We start from the raw sequence: 14,206 nt of genomic DNA, 5'->3' as shown, positions 1-14,206 counted from the left end.
CCATGCCCCCGACCAGGAAAGCCCGCCGACGGACGATCCGCCAGATTCTCGGCGGCGTCCGCCGGAGGGTGCGCCGTGCGGCGGGCCGGGTGCGCAGCGTGTGGCGGCGCTCGCTCCAGCTCCAAGTCGTCACCAGCACACTGGTGATCTCCGTGACCGTCGTGGTCGTCCTCGGCACGTTCCTGTCCGACGAGATCAACCGGTCCGTGGTCGCGAGCAGCCAGCAGTCGTCGCTCAACGAGGCGTACGCCGACCGGCTGCAGATCGCCGACGCGCTGATCCCGCCCTCCGACGACGGCGCCAAGGCCCCCGACACCGACCAGAAGGTCAACCCGCTCGACGAGGTCATGGACACCGTCACCGGGTCGGGCGAGGACGGCTCCAAGAAGCGCTACGACGTGCTCATACTCAACGAGGCCGTGCCCGGCAGGTCGCGGGCCTCGGGCCGGGTGGTGCAGGACGACGTGCCCGCCTCGCTCCGGCAGCGCCTGCAGAGGTACATGAACCGGGCCGAGTACGGCAAGACCGAGGCCCAGATCGAGTCGATCAGGTTCGCCGGGCAGAGCCAGGCCACGCTGACGTTCGTGGTCGGCGGCGTCGTGCACGAGCCCATGACCGGCGATGACTACCAGGTCTACCACTTCTTCCCGTTCAGCGAGGAAGAGGAGCTGCTGTCCAACGTCCGGCTGGCCATCGTCGTGGTGGGGCTCGGGCTGGTGCTGCTGCTGGCCGCCATCGCGTACCTGGTCGCGCGGCAGGTCGTCACGCCCGTGCGGCTGGCCCGCCAGGCCGCCGAGCGCCTGGCCGCCGGCAAGCTGGACGAACGCCTCAAGGTGCGCGGCGAGGACGACCTGGCCCGCCTGGCGAACTCGTTCAACGAGATGGCCGCCAACCTGGCGCTCAAGATCCACCAGCTTGAGGAGCTGTCGCAGGTCCAGCGCCAGTTCGTCTCCGACGTCTCCCACGAGCTGCGCACGCCGCTGACCACCGTCCGCATGGCCGCCGACCTGCTGTACGACGCCCGCGAGGACTTCGACCCCATGGCCGCCCGCTCGGCCGAGCTGATGCAGGCCCAGCTCGAACGGTTCGAGTCGATGCTGGCCGACCTGCTGGAGATCAGCCGCTACGACGCCGGCGCCGCCACGCTCGACGTCGACTCCGTGGACATGCGCGACGTCGTCCACCGGGCCATCGCCGACTCCGAGGCGCTGGCCGAGCGCCACTCCACCCGCTTCGACATCCGCCTGCCGCACGAGCCGTGCATGGTCGAGGTCGACAACCGCCGCGTCGAGCGCATCCTGCGCAACCTGCTGTTCAACGCCATCGAGCACGGCGAGGGCAGGGAGATCGTGGTGACCGTGGGGGCCGACCGGGACGCCGTCGCCGTCGCCGTGCGCGACCACGGGATCGGGCTCAAGCCGGGCGAGGAGACGATGGTCTTCGACCGGTTCTGGCGGGCCGACCCGTCCAGGGCCAGGACCATCGGCGGCACCGGGCTCGGCCTGGCCATCTCCCGCGAGGACGCCACGCTGCACGGCGGCTGGCTCCAGGCGTGGGGGCAGCCGGGCGAGGGCTCGCAGTTCCGCCTCACGCTGCCCAGGCTGGCGGGGGCCGACCTGAAGGGCTCGCCGCTGTCGCTGGTGCCGCCCGAGATCGAGATGCGGCGCACCTGGCGCAGCCACATGACGCCGGTGCTGCTCCCGGCCTCGGGGGACGGAGGCAGCCATGAGGAGGACTAGACGGGTGGGCGCCGCGGTCGCCCTCGCCGCGGCCGTGGCCTGCGCGGGCTCCGGGTGCACCGTGATCCCGGTGAGCGGGCCGTACACGGTGAGCGACACCGGGGGCGGCGACCCGCTGAACAAGCCGTTCCAGCGCATGATCGCCGTCCCGCCGCGCGACGACTGGGACCCCGAGCGGCTCATCCAGGGGCTCCAGGCGGCCATGGCGGCCTACCCCGACGACCCCACCGTGCTGGCCAGGTACCTGACGCCCAAGGCCCAGGCCAAGTGGAAGGCGTCCGGGCCGGTGACGGTGATCGAGGACGTGTACCAGGTGGAGCCCCCGGGGGAGGGCGACGAGGCGGAGACGTACGGGCTCAAGGGCAAGCAGGTCGCCCGCATCGACCCCGACGACGCGTACGTGCCGCTGTCGGGGAACGCGCCCGAGCGGCTGTTCGTGCTGAAGAAGGACGCCCGGGGCGCCTACCGGGTCGACGACCTGCCGGACGGGCTGCTGCTCACCAAGTCCGACGTGGCGCGGGCGTACCGGCTGACCAACCTGTACTACCTCAACAGCGCTCGCGAGCGCCTGGTCGTCGACCGGGTGTGCCTGCGGCTCAAGCCGACCGAGACCTTCGCCCAGACCATCGTCAAGCGGCTGCTCAAGGGGCCGAGCGGCGCGCTGCGCGGCGCCGTGGGCACCGTGTTCCCCGAGGGCACGCGGGTCGAGTCGGTGGGCACCGGCGAAGACCGCGTCCTGATCAACTTCTCGGGCCCGCTCCTGCCGCTCGACCTGGGCGAGAAGGCCGCCCTGGTGGCGCAGCTCAAGTACAGCCTGACCACCAACAAGGTCGCCAACAGCCGCACCATCGAGGTGCAGGTCGACGGCGAGCAGTACTGGACCGAGCCGCCCAACCTGGAGGCCCACTGGCTGGACAACGGCGGCAACACGCCGTACTACACCAGCAAGGGGTCCGTGCACGTCATGAGCAACGAGGGCCCCGGCGTCGCCGTGTCCGGGCCGGCGGGGGAGGGGAACACCGACTTCAAGGCGTTCGCGCTGTCCACGCAGCAGACCGGCGCGATCGTCGCGGCGCGCACCTCCACCGGCATCTCGATCGCCGGGCTCACCCCCGAGGGCCGCTGGCAGCAGGTCGTCGAGGGCGCCGATCTCACCGATCCCACCTGGCGCCGCGACGGCTCCCTCTGGACGTTCGACCAGCACAACAAGGTGGTCCTGCGGTACGACCCCAACGGCGGGCGCGGCCCCGAGCGCGTCTCCGCCCCCGGGCTCGACGGCCTCGACGTCACCGCGTTCCGGATCGCCAGGGACGGCGTGCGGGTGGCCCTGCGCACCGGCAAGAACACCGTGCAGCTCGGGGCGCTGAGCGAGGGGCTCAACGGGCCCATGCTGGGCAACCTCCAGACGCTGACCTCGACGGAGGTCGAGTACGAGATCGAGGACATCGCCTGGGAGGACGACGAGCACCTGCTGGTCCTCATCAAGAGCAAGGCCGGGCAGATCCTGAACGAGATCGACATCGGCGACGGCGAGACCATCGGGATCCCGCTGAAGGACCGGCTGGCGGGGGTGACGGCGCTGAACGGGCGGGTGCTCGCGGAGGCGAGCACCGAGAAGGGCCCCAAGATCATCGAACTCAACCAGGACCGCCAGGGCTGGACCAGCAAGATCGAACCCAACGCCAAGAACCCCTTCTTCCCCCTGGGCTGAACCCGTCCCCGGACCGCCTTCCACGCGGGTTCGGTGGTGCCTGGAGTGGTCCTCCGCCCGGACCGCGAGGGGCCCGTCCCCGGGCCGCCTCCCTTCTGAGCTGGAGGCGCGCTCCCGGAGCCGCGGAACTGTCGGGGGTGGGGGGCATGCTGGGGGGCGTGTTGGCGGGGGTGCTCGATGTGTTTCTGCCGCAGTCCTGCGTGGGCTGCGGGCGTGCCGGGGCGCGGTGTTGCGCCGGGTGCGCGGCCGGGATGGCGGTCGCGCCCGCCAGGCGCGGGCCTGAGCCAGGCCCGCCCGGCCTGCCCGAGTGCTGGTCGGCCACGTCGTACGAGGGCGCGGCCCGCGCGGCGATCCTGGCGTACAAGGAGCGGGGGGCGGTGGGGCTGGCCGGCGTGCTGGCGCAGGTGCTGGCGTTCACCGTGCTCACGGCGCTGGGCGCGGCGGCCGGGGCCGGGTGGGCGCGGGGGCCGTTCGCCGTCGTGCCGGTGCCGAGCGCGAGGAGGGCGCTGCGGGTCCGTGGGCACGATCCCATGGGCCGGGTGGCGGTGCTCGTCGCCCGTCATCTGGTCGCGTCCGGCGTGCGGGCCGAGCCGTGGGCGGCGCTGCGGCAGGCCCGGCGGGTGGCCGACCAGGCGGGCCTGAGTTCCACGCAGCGCGCCGCGAACCTCGCCGGGTCCCTCTGTGTGGCCGGGCGCCGGAAAGGCCCTCCAGCGCCGTCTGCGGTGCTGCTGGACGACGTCCTGACCACCGGCGCCTCGCTCACCGAAGCCGCGCGAGCACTGCGCGCCGCCGGTCTGCGGGTGCCGTTGGCGGCCACCGTCGCCGCGACACGCCGAAGATCTTGAAACTGCTCTGCATCACTGTCGGTAAAGAAAGATCCAATTCTTGGGGACGTCTTGAAGAGGGGATGTCTCTTCCCGGGAACAAGAGGTGGCACAGCTCAGGCGTCCGGAAGCCGCGTGGCCGCAGGGGTTGGCGACCGCCGGCACCGGGGTCATTCGGACGTCCGGAACTCCGGGAAAATCACGGAAAGTGATCCTTTGGCCGAGCGTCCGGCTGACATTCGCCCAGGATGCGGATAGCGTTCTGACATGGCACCCGTCCGGGTCCGTGGTTGCGCAGAGTCGGTGTCCCCGGCTCTGCTAGCCGAGGCCAGCCGCAGGCAAAACGGTCCACGTAAGGCGACTCTTTGTCGACCGATCACGGTGCGGCTTAGGGGTAAGTCCTGCCTTCCCGAGGGTCCAGATGTCCCTCGCCAGAAGAGAAGGGCAGTAGTGGCAACAGAGCTGCGAAATCCTCAGCAGGCGAATGTGGGGTCGAAGACCAGGTCGGCCGGACGGGTGCCACCCGAGAACCCGGTGACGTCGTGGCGGAAGAGGGTAGCGGTGACAGAGAGGCGGACAGGAAACCCCGTCCGGTACGCACATCGTCGGGCGCTCTTGCTCAGTCGTTAGACGAAGGGGGGCTGTTGCATGGACATCATCGTCAAGGGTCGGCACACAGGAGTGAGTGACCGGTTCCGAGACCAGGTGACGACCAAGCTGGCCAGGATCGAACGTCTGGACAACAAACTCATCCGAGTCGATGTGGAGGTGTCCAAAGAACGCAACCCTCGCCTCGCCGACCAGCGCGAGCGCGTCGAACTCACCATCCATTCGAAAGGCCCGGCCATCCGCGCCGAAGCCTCGGCCGACGACCGGTTCGTAGCCCTCGATCTAGCCCTCGACAAGCTGGAAGGCCGCCTCCGCCGGCTGGCCGACCGGCGCAAGGTCCATCACGGCAACCACTGCCCGCCCTCGGTGGCGGAGCTCACCGCGACGCTCCCTGACGTCGCCGGCCCGCCGTCCCGGGGAACCAAGCCCGTCCCCGAGCCGGCCGAGTCCTACGAGGACCTGCCGGTGCAGGAGGACAAGCTCGACGACGACATCGTCCCGATCGAGATGGACGGCGACGGCCCGCTCGTCGTGCGGGAGAAGTTCCACAGAGCGGAACCCATGACCATCGACCAGGCCATGCTCGAGATGGAACTGGTCGGGCACGACTTCTACCTGTTCCGTGACAAGGAGAGCGGCCTGCCGAGCGTGGTCTACAACCGGCGCGGGTACAACTACGGCGTGTTGCGGCTCGTAGAGCCCTGATCGCACACCGGAAGATCTTCTCGACCACCCGAGGACCGTGCCATACGTGCCATCATGGCGGTCCGACGGCTCTGGCCCCCCGACGAGGAGGAGACGTGAGCGAGCTCAGTCAGGTTCAGATGAGCGAGCGAAGCGAGGGTACTGACGGGACAACCGCCATGCGGACCGCCGCTACGGCCCCGACCGGGCGTGACAGCGGAGCGGCCGTCCGATGAGCAGGTTCCCCGTGAGCAAGGCAGGCGCAAGCCGGACCGAGGAGGGCTCGTGACCGAGTCCGGCGAGGTCCGCACGGCAGACAGCGAGCCGATCCGCGTGCTGATCGTTGACGATCACGAGCTGATCCGGCGAAGCCTGGCGTTGACGCTGGCCGCGGAGCCCGACATCGAGGTGGTCGGTGAGGCGAGCGACGGGCAGGAGGCGGTCGAACTGGCCGATCGCCTCATGCCCGACGTCGCGCTGATGGACGTGCGCATGCCCCGGCAGGACGGGATCGAGGCGACCAAGAGCATCAGGGCGTCCGTCCCGAGCACCCGCATCATCATGCTGACGGTGAGCGACGAGGAGGAGGACCTCTTCGAGGCCATCAAGGCCGGCGCCACCGGATACCTGCTGAAGGACGTGCAGATCAACGATGTGCCCGCCGCGGTGCGGGGCGTGCACGAGGGCCAGTCCTTAATCAACCCGGCGATGGCCGCCAAGCTCATCAGCGAGTTCGCGAACATGAGCCGCAAGGAGGCCGAACGCCCGCCGCAGCTCCCCGTGCCCCGGCTGACCGACCGCGAGATGGAGGTCCTGCGCCTGGTCGCCAAGGGCATGAACAACCGCGAGATCGCCAAGCAGCTGTTCATCTCCGAGAACACGGTGAAGAACCACGTCCGCAACATCCTCGACAAGCTTCAGCTGCACTCGCGGATGGAAGCGGTGGTCTACGCGGTACGCGAACGCATGCTGGAGATCACCTGACCCTGGCGCGGGCCCGCGCGAAGGCCGCCGGCCGCGCCCCGAATCTGTCCTCCCGGGACGGTGAGCCGGCGCGATCGCCGTCCCTGGTTCGCTGTTCCCCTTCTCCGGCCGTGGCGGGCGCGGCCGTGGCGCCGGCCCGCCGATGAGCTACGGCCGGGGCGCGGTCAGGAGGTGGGCGAGCTCCGGAGGGTCGGTGCGGTCGACGCGGACGGCGTCGCAGCCCACCCAATCGGCGGCCGACCACAGGGCGTCGCGGAAGGCGTCGGCCCACTTGGCCGGGGACAGGCCGGGTTCCAGGTGGACCTGACGGGCGACCAGGGTGGTGCCCTCACGAGCCGGGTCGACCCGGCCGATCAGGCGGCCCCCGGCCAGCACCGGCATCGTGAAGTAGCCGTGGACCCGCTTCTCCTTGGGCACGTAGAGCTCAAGCTGGTACTTGAAGCCGAAGACGCGCTCGGTGCGGCCGCGGTGCCAGATCAGGGAGTCGAACGGCGACAGCAGCGTCGTGCGGTGGCGGCCGCGCGGCTCGGACTCCAGCGCCTGCGGATCGGCCCACGCGTTGGCCTGGCCCTTCTTGGCCGGCCAGCCCGCCACCTTGACCGGCACCAGCCCGGCGGCGCCGCTGAGCAGGGCCTGGTCGAGCATGGCCGCGTACTTGCCCTTGAGCCGCAGGAAGTCGAGCAGGTCGGTACGGTTGGCCACCCCGAGCGACCGGCCCGCGATGGCGGCCAGCAGGACGACGCACTCCTCGTCGGGCAGGTCGTCGGCCAGCAGGTCGGCGGGCACCACGCGCTCGGTGAGGTCGTAGACGCGGCGCCAGCCGACGCGGCGCACGCAGGTGATCTCACCGATGTCGAGCAGCCACTCCAGCCCGATCTTGGAGTCGGACCAGTCCCACCACGGGCCGCCGTTCTTGGCGCCGCCGACGTCGGACGTCGTGAGCGGGCCCGAGTCGCGCACCTGCTGCAGCAGTTTGTCGACGCTGTCGGGCACCTCGTGCCAGCGGTAGCGCCGGTCGCGGTAGGCACGGCGCCGGAAGGCGTAGAGCGGCCAGTGCTCGATGGGCAGGATGCAGGCGGCGTGACACCAGTACTCGAAGCTCTGGGCGGGATCGTGCCAGTAGGCGCGCTCGACCGTGGGCCTGCCCACCGCGCCCAGGCGCGCGTAGGCGACCAGCTCGTGGGAGCGGGCCAGGACGGAGATCGTGTCGAGCTGTACGGCGCCGAGCCGGCGAAGCATGCCGCGCACCCCGCCCTTGCGCGCGTCGGCGCCGATGAGCCCCTGGGCCCGCAGGATGACCCGGCGCGCCTCGTCGGCGGTCAGGTCGGTCACGTTCGTCATGCGGCGAACCCCGGGAGGCTTTGGGGGACGGTAGGGCTATCCATGGGAGGAATTTAGCGGCGCCCACCGACAGAATCGGCCCACCCCCGGGCATGTGCCGGCCCGGGAGACGCGTCGGGCGAGGGACAGGAGGGCCGGGGGCGACACGCCGATGTACCGGGGTTGGGGAATTGGATGCCGAGAAGAAAGAGTCCAGGAGGGGCCGGGCACGGGAACGGCGGGCGCCCGGTCCGTCGGGGCCCGCCGTGTGCCGGGTGCGTCAGCGGTGGTCTTCGGCGCGCATGCCGACGCGGGGCGCGTCGATCACCACGTCCGTGAAGATGTCGAAGACGAGGGCGAGGATGCCGCCGACGACGAACACGCCGGCGCCGACCCAGACCAGCGTCCAGTTGTCGGCCGTCAGCCCGAAGCCGGCCACGATGGTGCCCACCACCATGACAGTCACGGCCAGCCACGAGGAGGCGCGCCCGCCGTGGTTGCCGAGATTCTCCGTGTGCTCGGACTTCTTCCCCTCAACCATGACTAAATCCTTCCTTTGCCGGATATCCCGCTATTGGTGCGAACCGGCGCTCAACCGGCATACCCTCTGCCTTGGCCCCATTCTCCCAGACGTGTCCGGCGCCCTCGTCGTCACGGTGGCTGTGTCTGGTTGCGGAACCGCCTACGATGGCAACCGGGGAAGTTTGTCTCGGCCTCTCCTCCTGGCGGCGCCGCCGGGGTAGACCTGCGAGGAGCTTTACATAAAGTGGCAGCCATTCTCGACAAGATCCTACGTGCCGGCGAAGGCAAGACTCTGCGCAAGCTCAAGCGGATCGCCGATCAGGTCAACTCCATCGAGGACGACTTCACGAGCCTGTCCGACGCGGAGTTGCGCGCGCTGACCGACGAGTTCAAGCAGCGTTACGCCGACGGCGAGAGCCTCGACGACCTGCTTCCCGAGGCGTTCGCGACCGTCCGTGAGGCGGCTCGCCGCGTGCTCGGCCAGCGGCACTTCGACGTGCAGATCATGGGCGGCGCCAACCTCCATCTGGGCAACATCTCCGAGATGCGCACCGGTGAGGGCAAGACCCTGACCTGTACGTTGCCCGCCTATCTCAACGCCCTGTCCGGCAAGGGCGTCCACGTGGTCACGGTCAACGACTACCTGGCCAAGCGCGACGCCGAGACCATGGGCCGCGTGCACCGCTTCCTCGGGCTGGAGGTCGGCTGCATCGTGTCCGGGCAGGCGCCCGACGAGCGTCGCAAGCAGTACGAGGCCGACATCACGTACGGCACCAACAACGAGTTCGGCTTCGACTACCTGCGCGACAACATGGCGTGGTCGCTGGAGGAGTGCGTCCAGCGCGGCCACAACTTCGCGGTCGTCGACGAGGTCGACTCGATCCTCATCGACGAGGCCCGCACGCCGCTGATCATCTCCGGCCCCGGCGAGCAGTCGGGCAAGTGGTACAGCGAGTTCGCCAAGATCGTTCCGCGGCTGCGCAAGGGCGTCGAGGCGAAGAACCCGGGCGAGGAGAGCACCGGCGACTACATCGTCGACGAGAAGAAGCGCACGGTCGGCATCCTGGAGGCCGGCGTCGAGAAGGTCGAGGACTGGCTCGGCATCGACAACCTCTACAAGCCCGAGCACACCCACCTGGTCGGCTTCCTGAACAACGCGCTCAAGGCGAAAGAGCTGTTCAAGAAGGACAAGGACTACATCGTCGCCGACGGCGAGGTGCTCATCGTCGACGAGTTCACCGGCCGCGTGCTGCACGGCCGGCGCTACAACGAGGGCATGCACCAGGCCATCGAGGCCAAGGAAGGTGTGAAGATCAAGGACGAGAACCAGACTCTCGCCACGGTCACCCTCCAGAACTACTTCCGCCTCTACGCCAAGCTGTCCGGCATGACCGGCACGGCCGCCACCGAGGCCAACGAGTTCCACCAGACGTACAAGCTGGGCGTCGTCCCGATCCCGACCAACCGGCCGATGGTCCGCAAGGACCAGCCGGACGTCGTCTACAAGACCGAGGACGCCAAGTTCAACGCGGTCGTCGAGGACATCAAGGAGCGTTACGAGGCCGGTCAGCCGGTCCTCGTGGGCACCACGTCGGTGGAGAAGTCCGAGCGGCTGTCCAAGGCGCTCAAGCGGCGCGGCGTGCCGCACGAGGTGCTCAACGCGAAGAACCACGCGCGTGAGGCGTCGATCATCGCCGAGGCGGGCCGCAAGGGCGCCGTCACCGTCGCCACGAACATGGCCGGTCGAGGCACCGACATCATGCTCGGCGGCAACTCCGAGTTCCGCGCCGACCTCGAACTGCGCCAGCGCGGCCTCGACCCGGTCGAGACGCCGGAGGAGTACGAGAAGGCCTACCCCGAGGCGCTGGAGAAGGCCAGGGCGGCCGTCAAGGCCGAGCACGACGAGGTCACCCAGCTCGGCGGCCTCTACGTCCTCGGCACCGAGCGGCACGAGTCGCGCCGCATCGACAACCAGCTCCGCGGCCGTTCCGGCCGTCAGGGCGACCCCGGCGAGTCGCGCTTCTACCTCTCGCTCGGCGACGACCTCATGCGCCTGTTCAACGCGGCCAGGGTCGAGCTGATCATGAACAGGCTGAGCATCCCCGACGACCAGCCGATCGAGTCGGGCATCGTCTCCAAGGCCATCGCCTCCGCCCAGCACCAGGTCGAGCAGCAGAACTTCGAGATCCGCAAGGAAGTTCTGAAGTACGACGAGGTCATGAACCGGCAGCGCAAGGTGATCTACTCCGAGCGCCGCCGCGTGCTGGAGGGCGCCGACCTGCACGACCAGGTGCGCGGCTTCATCGGCGACGTGATCGACGGCTACGTCGCGGGCGCCACCTCCGAGGGCTTCGCCGAGGAGTGGGACCTCGACCGGCTGTGGAAGGCGTTCGGCGAGCTCTACCCGGTCACGGTCACCATCGACAACCTCGTCGAGGAGGCCGGCAGCCGCGAGGAGCTGACCGCCGAGTTCATCTCCGAGAAGATCAAGGCCGACGCCCTGGAGGCGTACGCCAGGCGCGAGGAGCAGCTCGGGGCGGAGGCCACGCGCAACTTCGAGCGTCAGGTCATCCTGTCGGTGCTCGACCGCAAGTGGCGCGAGCACCTCTACGAGATGGACTACCTGCGCGAGGGCATCGGCATGCGGGCCTACGCGCAGAAGGACCCGCAGATCGAGTACCAGCGCGAGGGCTTCGAGATGTTCTCCGCGATGCTGGAGGGCATCAAGGAGGACTCCGTCGGCTTCCTGTTCAACCTTGAGGTCGAGGTGCAGGAGAACCCGATCGTCGAGGAGGAGGACGCCGCGGTCACCGAGACGCGGTCGATCATCTCCACCGCCCTGCGCGCGCCGCAGCGCCCGGCCGAGCTTGAGTACTCCGCCCCGGGCGAGCAGGGCGACGTCGAGCACACGCGGGTGCGCACCACGTCGGCCGAGCGGGCCGCGTACGGGAACGTCGAGCGCAACGCGCCCTGCCCCTGCGGGTCGGGCAAGAAGTACAAGCGCTGCCACGGCGACCCGAAGAACGCCGTCTGACCCGCTGAGGCGAGCCTGAACGGGCCCCCGTCCCCCTGCGCGAGCAGGAGGGCGGGGGCTTCGTCGTTGGCGCGGGGGGCACCTAGGGGGCCGGCGGGGCGGGGGGTTCGTGGCCGGGGGTGGGGATGTTCAGGCGGCGGATCAGGAACGCGAAGATCAAATAATAGAGAACGAAATACAGCAGCCCGAAGCCGATGATCAGCCCGAGCCGGTGGGTGTTCGATTTGCTGGCGTTCAGCAGCATGTCAATGGCGCCGCCGGAGAAGGTGAAGCCGAGCCGCGCGCCCAATTCCGCCATCAGGGCCATCGACAGCCCGGTCAGCAGGGCGTGCACCACGAAAAGCACCGGCGCGACGAAAATGAAGGCGAATTCCAGGGGCTCGGTTATGCCGGTGATGAATGCCGTCAGCCCGGCCGACAACATGATGCCGCCCACGGACTTGCGGCGTTCCGGCGGGGCCGCCCGCCACATGGCGATGGCGGCCCCGAGCAGCCCGAACATCATGACGGGGAAGAAGCCGGTCATGAAGATGCCGGCGCCCTGCTCGCCGGCGAAGTAGCAGTTCAGGTCGCCGGCGGCGTCCCGGGTGGCGCCGTTCACGCCGGCGTGGCACTCGGGCAGGGTGAACCAGACGATGGTGTTGAGGAAGTGGTGCAGGCCGACGGGGATCAGCAGGCGGTTGGCCACGCCGTAGATGCCGGTGCCCACGGTGCCGTGGGCCGAGAGCCAGTCGCCGACGCCGGACAGCCAGTCGCCCACCGGCCGCCAGACCAGCCCGAACACGACGCCGAGCAGCAGGGCGGCGACGGCGGTGATGATCGGGACCGAGCGGCGTCCGCCGAAGAAGGCCAGCCACGGGGGCGGCTTCAGCCGGTAGAAGCGCTGCCAGAGCAGCGCCGCGGTGATGCCGATGACGATGCCGCCGAGCACGCCGGTGGGGTTCTGGGCCCCCAGGTCGAGCATCGGCCCCTGCGGGGTGGTGACGACGACCTTGTCGTAGACCGCGCCGTGGCCCGCGTCGTAGAAGAGCGTGCGGCTGACGCGGTCGAACACCAGGTAGCCGACCAGGGCGGCGAGGGCGGTGGAGCCGTCGGACTTGCGCGCGAACCCGATGGCGACGCCGATCGCGAACAGGACGGGCAGGTTGTCGAACAGGGCGCCGCCGGCCGCGGCCAGGACGTTGGCGACGGGCAGCATCCAGGGCAGGAGGCCGCCGAGGCCGTCCTTGCCGAGCAGGTCGTCCTGGCCGAAGCGGAAGAGCAGGCCGGCGGCGGGCAGCACGGCGATGGGCATCATGAGCGAGCGGCCGATACGTTGCAGCACCGCGAACGTCGCCGACCAGGGCGACGCGCCCATGGTCCTCACCCCCGCTCGGTGCTCCGTCAGCGGGGGAATGCCAGGTTCCTACCACGGCGGGCGTGGCGGAAAACGGCCGCTAGGTCTCGCCGGAGTCGAGGTCGGGCTCGGGTTCCCGGCCCGGCGTCATGATGTCGAACCTGCGGATGAGGAAGGTGAACACGACGTAGTACACGACGCCGTAGATCAGGCCGAGCAGCAGGATGCCGGGCAGGTTCTGGGTGTTGGACTTGCTGGCGTTCAGCAGCATGTCGAGCAGGCCCGCGGAGAAGCCGAAGCCGAGCTGCCCGCCGATGAGCGTGGTGAGCGCCATCGCCAGGCCGGTCAGGACGGCGTGCGCGACCAGCAGCGCGGGCGCGACGAAGATGAACGCGAACTCGATCGGCTCGGTGATGCCGGTGACGAACGAGGCCAGCCCGGCCGAGAGCATGATGCCGCCCACCGTGGCCCGGCGGTGCGGGGGCGCGGCCCGCCACATGGCCAGGGCGGCGGCGGGCAGGGCGAACATCATGACGGGGAAGAAGCCGGCCATGAACTGGCCGGAGTGCGGGGCGCCGCCGAAGTAGCAGTTCCAGTCGCCGCCCAGCACGTGACCGCCCACCTCGCACTGCGGCACGACGTACCAGACGACCGAGTTCACGAAGTGGTGCAGGCCGAGCGGGATGAGCAGGCGGTTGATCAGGCCGTAGATGCCGGTGCCGATCGGGCCGATGGCGGCCAGGGCCTCGCCGGCGTGCCGGATCCACTCGCCGAGGACCGGCCAGAGCCAGCCGAACAGCACGCCGAGGAGCAGCGCGACGATGGAGGTGATGATCGGCACGAACCGGCGTCCGCCGAAGAAGGCCAGCCACGGCGGCAGCTTGATCCGGTGGAAGCGCTGCCACAGCAGCGCGGTGACCAGGCCCATCACGATGCCGCCGAGCACCTTGGTGGGGTTCTGCATGCCGTAGTTGATGACCTCTTTGATGCCCTGGTCCTGGACCTGGCGGATGGCCACGGTGTCGCGGATGTCGGAGCCGAAGAACATCACCTTGGTCACCCGGTCGAACACCAGGTAGCCGACGACGGCCGCGAGCGCGGTGGTGCCGTCGGCCTTGCGGGCGAAGCCGATGGCCACGCCCACCGCGAACAGCAGCGGCAGGTTCTGGAACAGCGCGTCCCCGGCCGCGGCCAGCACCTCGGCGACCTGGCTCATCCACGCGAACCCGGGCACGTCGGCCAGGCCGCCGGGGGCCGGGCCGTTGGAGCCCAGCATGTCGGGCTGCCCGAACCGGAAGAGCAGCGCGGCCGCGGGCAGGGCCGCGATGGGCAGCATCAGCGAGCGGCCCAGCCGCTGGAGCACGTTCATCACGCGTGCGAACGGCGAAGGCCGGGCGGCGGCGGTGGTCTCGTTCACCGGGCGTTCCTCCGGGGGGTGGGAGT

The 14,206-nt window shown here is 69.8% G+C and carries 10 protein-coding genes; 6 read left to right on the top strand and 4 right to left on the bottom strand.

The window, feature by feature from the left end:
* Window positions 1–2 precede the first annotated feature (2 nt).
* The 5 genes from mtrB to ACFYUV_RS14310 all read left to right on the top strand — a co-directional run bounded on the left by mtrB (window position 3) and on the right by ACFYUV_RS14310 (window position 6,551).
* Window positions 3–1,739, top strand: coding sequence for an MtrAB system histidine kinase MtrB (gene mtrB, locus ACFYUV_RS14330; protein WP_387668785.1), 1,737 nt, complete (start codon window positions 3–5; stop codon window positions 1,737–1,739).
* Window positions 1,726–3,450, top strand: a complete 1,725-nt coding sequence (locus ACFYUV_RS14325; RefSeq protein WP_387668782.1) for an LpqB family beta-propeller domain-containing protein — start codon at window positions 1,726–1,728, stop codon at window positions 3,448–3,450. The genes mtrB and ACFYUV_RS14325 overlap by 14 nt, the downstream gene beginning before the upstream one ends.
* 251 nt (window positions 3,451–3,701) lie before the next feature.
* On the top strand, window positions 3,702–4,295 hold the full coding sequence (locus ACFYUV_RS14320; RefSeq protein ID WP_387668779.1) for a ComF family protein: 594 nt from the start codon (window positions 3,702–3,704) through the stop codon (window positions 4,293–4,295).
* A gap of 627 nt (window positions 4,296–4,922) precedes the next feature.
* Window positions 4,923–5,588, top strand: a complete 666-nt coding sequence (gene hpf, locus ACFYUV_RS14315) for a ribosome hibernation-promoting factor, HPF/YfiA family (protein ID WP_387668776.1) — start codon at window positions 4,923–4,925, stop codon at window positions 5,586–5,588.
* A gap of 264 nt (window positions 5,589–5,852) precedes the next feature.
* Complete coding sequence (locus tag ACFYUV_RS14310; RefSeq protein ID WP_352326269.1) at window positions 5,853–6,551, top strand: response regulator transcription factor; 699 nt, start codon at window positions 5,853–5,855, stop codon at window positions 6,549–6,551.
* A 147-nt stretch (window positions 6,552–6,698) separates the two neighbouring features.
* Here the strand turns inward: ACFYUV_RS14310 and ACFYUV_RS14305 are convergent, their stop codons facing one another.
* Complete coding sequence (locus ACFYUV_RS14305; protein ID WP_387668774.1) at window positions 6,699–7,892, bottom strand: winged helix-turn-helix domain-containing protein; 1,194 nt, start codon at window positions 7,890–7,892, stop codon at window positions 6,699–6,701.
* A gap of 259 nt (window positions 7,893–8,151) precedes the next feature.
* Window positions 8,152–8,412 (bottom strand): HGxxPAAW family protein, encoded by a 261-nt coding sequence (locus tag ACFYUV_RS14300; protein ID WP_357970282.1) that lies wholly within the window; start codon window positions 8,410–8,412, stop codon window positions 8,152–8,154.
* Window positions 8,413–8,637: 225 nt separating this feature from the next.
* Here ACFYUV_RS14300 and secA point away from each other — a divergent pair, with 225 nt between their 5' ends.
* Window positions 8,638–11,427 (top strand): preprotein translocase subunit SecA, encoded by a 2,790-nt coding sequence (gene secA, locus ACFYUV_RS14295; protein WP_387668771.1) that lies wholly within the window; start codon window positions 8,638–8,640, stop codon window positions 11,425–11,427.
* Window positions 11,428–11,509: 82 nt separating this feature from the next.
* Here the strand turns inward: secA and ACFYUV_RS14290 are convergent, their stop codons facing one another.
* Both ACFYUV_RS14290 and ACFYUV_RS14285 read right to left on the bottom strand, forming a co-directional pair.
* Window positions 11,510–12,784: a PTS transporter subunit EIIC gene (locus ACFYUV_RS14290; protein ID WP_387668768.1), complete on the bottom strand. Its 1,275-nt coding sequence runs from the start codon at window positions 12,782–12,784 to the stop codon at window positions 11,510–11,512.
* A gap of 79 nt (window positions 12,785–12,863) precedes the next feature.
* A complete protein-coding gene (locus tag ACFYUV_RS14285) occupies window positions 12,864–14,180 on the bottom strand; it encodes a PTS transporter subunit EIIC (protein WP_358282778.1) in 1,317 nt (438 codons plus the stop codon).
* Window positions 14,181–14,206 lie beyond the last annotated feature (26 nt).

Source organism: Nonomuraea sp. NPDC003560 (genome assembly GCF_042878785.1).
Taxonomy (GTDB): Bacteria; Actinomycetota; Actinomycetes; order Streptosporangiales; family Streptosporangiaceae; genus Nonomuraea.
The sequence above is the reverse complement of the archived record's forward strand: the minus strand, read 5'-3'. Positions and strand labels throughout refer to the sequence as shown.

What these genes read in the sequence shown, in the direction of transcription:
- mtrB (WP_387668785.1), top strand. Translation starts at nt 3, where the DNA reads ATGCCCCCGACCAGGAAAGCCCGCCGACGGACGATCCGCCAGATTCTC.
- ACFYUV_RS14325 (WP_387668782.1), top strand. Translation starts at nt 1,726, where the DNA reads ATGAGGAGGACTAGACGGGTGGGCGCCGCGGTCGCCCTCGCCGCGGCC.
- ACFYUV_RS14320 (WP_387668779.1), top strand. Translation starts at nt 3,702, where the DNA reads ATGGCGGTCGCGCCCGCCAGGCGCGGGCCTGAGCCAGGCCCGCCCGGC.
- hpf (WP_387668776.1), top strand. Translation starts at nt 4,923, where the DNA reads ATGGACATCATCGTCAAGGGTCGGCACACAGGAGTGAGTGACCGGTTC.
- ACFYUV_RS14305 (WP_387668774.1), bottom strand. Translation starts at nt 7,892, where the DNA reads ATGACGAACGTGACCGACCTGACCGCCGACGAGGCGCGCCGGGTCATC.
- ACFYUV_RS14300 (WP_357970282.1), bottom strand. Translation starts at nt 8,412, where the DNA reads ATGGTTGAGGGGAAGAAGTCCGAGCACACGGAGAATCTCGGCAACCAC.
- ACFYUV_RS14290 (WP_387668768.1), bottom strand. Translation starts at nt 12,784, where the DNA reads ATGGGCGCGTCGCCCTGGTCGGCGACGTTCGCGGTGCTGCAACGTATC.